The following is a 3,524-nucleotide window of genomic DNA, read 5'->3' on the forward strand; positions in this document are numbered from 1 at the left end:
CCCAGGGCCGCAGGGGATCGACTGGTCCCAGCCGTTGATGACACCGGTCGGGAGCGGCGGCAGCCAAGCGGCTGAGCAACTGTTCCCGGAGAACACACCCAAGCAGAACGCCTTCGACACGATGACCAACGAGATCAACACCGGCTGGAACAACGGCGGAATGATCGGCATGGGAATCGGTTCCAACGTCGGCATGGCCATCGGATGTGTGTCGATCTTCCCGAACTTCATCGCCGGTTGCATCATCGGCACGGTCGTCGGTACGGTCGCCGGCGCCATCATCGGCATCGGAGTGGGAAATCCGAATGCACAACCGGCGGTAGAGCGGTTCTTCGCCACACCCTGAGCGAAGAACACACTGCAGCCCCGGCCTCACTCGGGCCGGGGCTGCAGGGTGTTTCCATCCGCTCTTCTACAGCGTCGCCCATCCGGCACATACGAGCGAAGCCACGGCTGGGACTCAGCCGCGCCCGTAATCCGGATGCTCGTGGTAATGCGTGGCGCCGATCGTGTGGAGTAGTTGGTGCACCGTGTCGTCCGTGAGGCGGTACCGCATCGACCGGCCGTCGCGCGTCGCCGACACCCAGCCCTGATTCCGCAGAAGGCGCAGGGCATGCGACACCGCCGTCCCACTCATCTCCAGTGCAGCCGCCAGATCCCCGACGCAGATGTCCGGTGCGTGATGCAGGCAGAGCAGCAGTCGTAGGCGGTTGCCGTCGGACAACAGTTCGAACCGGTTGACCCACCCGTCGATGTCCGGCGTGTGCAGGGCCGCCGCAGCACGCTGCACGTCGTCGGGGTTCAGGGAGGAAGCTGCGGCCACCAGCACAGTCTACAAATCGGGTTCAGCGCGATGCGGCGCTCATTCACTGATTCCGGTCCATCAGGGCCCGGCGCAGGATCTTGCCACTGGGCAGTCGCGGGACCTCTTCGAAGGAAATCGACCGGGGAGCCTTGAACCGCGCGAGCTTGTCCCGGCAGTAGGCGATGAGCTCGGCCTCGAGTTCGGGTCCCGCCTGGGCGCCGGCGGCAGGCTCGACCACCGCGTGCACGCGCTGACCCATCTCGTCGTCGGTCACACCGATGGCGGCGACGTCGAGAACCGATGGATGGAGCGCGAGGGCGTCCTCGATCTCCTGCGGGTAGATGTTCACCCCGCCCGAGAGGATGAGATCGGACCGCCTCGCCGACAGATACAGGTAACCCTCCTCGTCGACATGACCGAGGTCGCCCAACGTGTTCCAGCCCTTGTCGTTGAACGCCTCGGCGGTCTTGGCCGAATCTCCGAGGTACTCGAACCGTCTGATGTCGCTGAACCACACGGTGCCCACCTCGCCCACCGGCAGTTCCCGGCCGTCGTCGTCACAGATGTGAACCGCACCGATCACGGCCTTGCCGACCGACCCGCGATGGGTGAGCCACTGCGGGGTGTCGATCATGAAGAACCCGGTTCCCTCACTGCCCGAGTAGAACTCGACGAGTGTGGGACCGAACCAGTCGATCATGCGCTGCTTCACCTCGACCGGGCACGGCGCCGCCGCGTGGACGATCAACCGGATGCTGGACACGTCGTAGCGCTGCCGGACGTCGTCGGGGAGTTTCAACATTCGCACGAACATGGTCGGCACGAACTGTGCATGGGTGACGTGGAATCGCTCGATCAGTTCGAGGCACTGCCGGGAGTCGAACTTCTCCATGACGATTGCGGTTCCGCCGTTGCGGACGGTTCCGATCGTCCACCCCAGCGGGGCGGCGTGATAGAGCGGTCCGGGGCTCAGATACACCGTCTCCGGGCCGAAACCGAATGCGCTACGCATCAACTGATCGATGCCCACACCGGCACCGAAGGGTGCGCCCGTCAGCTCGGGAACGATTCCCTTGGGTCGCCCGGTGGTCCCGGACGAGTAGAACATGTAATATCCTTCGACTTCGTCCTCGATCGGTTCCACGGGCAGTCCCGCGACGGCATCTTCGACCCGTTCGACACCCTCGTATTTCTCGCCGACGACCAGGCGCGACGAGAGCGTGTCCGAGGCCGCCTCCGCTGCGTTTGCGAGGGCGATGAGGGACGCCGAGTGAATCAGTATCTTCGCGCCGCAGTTCGCGACGATATAAGCCGCCTCGTCGGTACTCAGGTGCCAGTTGACGGGCGTGTAGAGCAGACCGGCGCGCTGCGCCGCCCACACCACGGGGAACATCTCGAGCTGGTTCTCCATGAGGATGGCGATGTGGTCACCGGTGTCCAGGCCGCGGGCACGGAAGAGGTGCGCGATCTGATTGGATCGCTCCTCCAGCTCACGATAGATGAGCGCATCGCCCGATTGCCCCATCACGATCGCGGGCTTGTCTCCGTACTGCGCAGCCAGTTGCGTCAGATTCACGTCCCACTCCAGTCCGCAGAAGTATCACCTAGTGCATACAGTACGGCGAGCTCGCGGTCGACCCGGGTGCGGGGACCTGGAAGTCCTAAGATATGACTGAGTTAGCTTCGTTGCCGGGTGCGGTTCGTGTCGGCGCCGAAACCGAAGCGTGAACCATAAGGAGGCGCCCGTGGTCGTAGAGATACCCCTCGGCCTGAAAGCACACGGCCCGGCCGAAGCGACGCCGCCGCGCCGACCCGGTTCGGTTCGTCGCACGTCGACGATCGATATGCAATGGCCCGGAGGTCCCGGAACCCAGCTGCGCCTGCTCGGCCGCGCACGCGACCTCCTGACCCCGGCAGACGGCAGCGACCCGGTGGTTCTGCGTGAGGACTCCATGCGAGCGGGCGTCGATTCCACGACGCGCACCATCGAGGAGATCGAGGCGTTCCCCGGTCGGCCGAATGTGCAGAAGATGGTCGGCGCACGCGGGGGCGGCAGTTCGCGGTCGGTTCTGGCCGAGGTCCTGGCCGATGAAGCGGAGGCGGGCACTCCGCTGTATCTCCTGCTCGACGATATCGCGGGCGCGTCGTTGATCGCCGGCTTCGCCTACTCCCAGTGGGTGGACCGCAACCTCCTCATCAAGGCTGCGAACGCAGGTCCCGTCCGCAGCATGGAAGGAATCTGCACGGGATTCCAGCCCGGCTCCGGCGCCCTGATGCCGGACGGTTCGTCGAAATGGAACCATCAGGTGCAGCCCGTCGAGCCGCTGCCGCGGGTCGACGATCCGCTCGGATGGCACGAGTACGCGGAAGTCACCGGGGTCGCGATGCGCAGGGCTCGCCGCATCGACGTCCATGTGGGTGACACCGTCACGATCGACTCGATGTTCCAGGACAGTGCCACGAGACCCACGGGCGGACGGGTCGCCGTCCACGAGTACCGGCTGACGGCCACCGCCGATCGCACGACGGGCGAACTTCTCACGATCGACGCCGACCCGCGCGTTCTGCCCTACGACGAGTGCCCCCTCGCGTCCCTGAACGTCGGGAAGATCCTCGGCACCCCACTTCCGGAACTTCGCTCCGTCGTCCTCGAGAAGTTCTCGAAAACGGAGGGATGCACGCACCTCAACGACGCCATGCGCGCGCTCGCCGAAGTGCC

Annotated in this window: 4 protein-coding genes; 2 read left to right on the forward strand and 2 right to left on the reverse strand. The window is 65.3% G+C overall.

All coding sequences use genetic code 11. From position 1 onward, the window contains the following. Positions 1–346: hypothetical protein (locus WAW17_RS25200; RefSeq protein ID WP_422335610.1), on the forward strand; the 346-nt coding region annotated here is incomplete at its 5' end. Between the two features lie 114 nt (positions 347–460). On the opposite strand, the gene WAW17_RS25205 is transcribed toward WAW17_RS25200, so the two are convergent. After that, entirely contained in the window at positions 461–823 is a 363-nt protein-coding gene (locus WAW17_RS25205; RefSeq protein WP_422335611.1) for an ArsR/SmtB family transcription factor, read from the reverse strand. Between the two features lie 43 nt (positions 824–866). Then, a complete protein-coding gene (locus WAW17_RS25210) occupies positions 867–2,381 on the reverse strand; it encodes an acyl-CoA synthetase (protein WP_422335612.1) in 1,515 nt (504 codons plus the stop codon). 169 nt (positions 2,382–2,550) lie between these two features. On the opposite strand from WAW17_RS25210, the gene WAW17_RS25215 reads away from it, so the two are divergent. Then, a partial coding sequence (locus WAW17_RS25215) for a DUF2889 domain-containing protein (protein ID WP_422335613.1) occupies positions 2,551–3,524 on the forward strand: 974 nt, incomplete at its 3' end.

It is taken from the genome of Rhodococcus sp. (in: high G+C Gram-positive bacteria), assembly GCF_049286785.1.
GTDB lineage: Bacteria > Actinomycetota > Actinomycetes > Mycobacteriales > Mycobacteriaceae > Rhodococcus_F.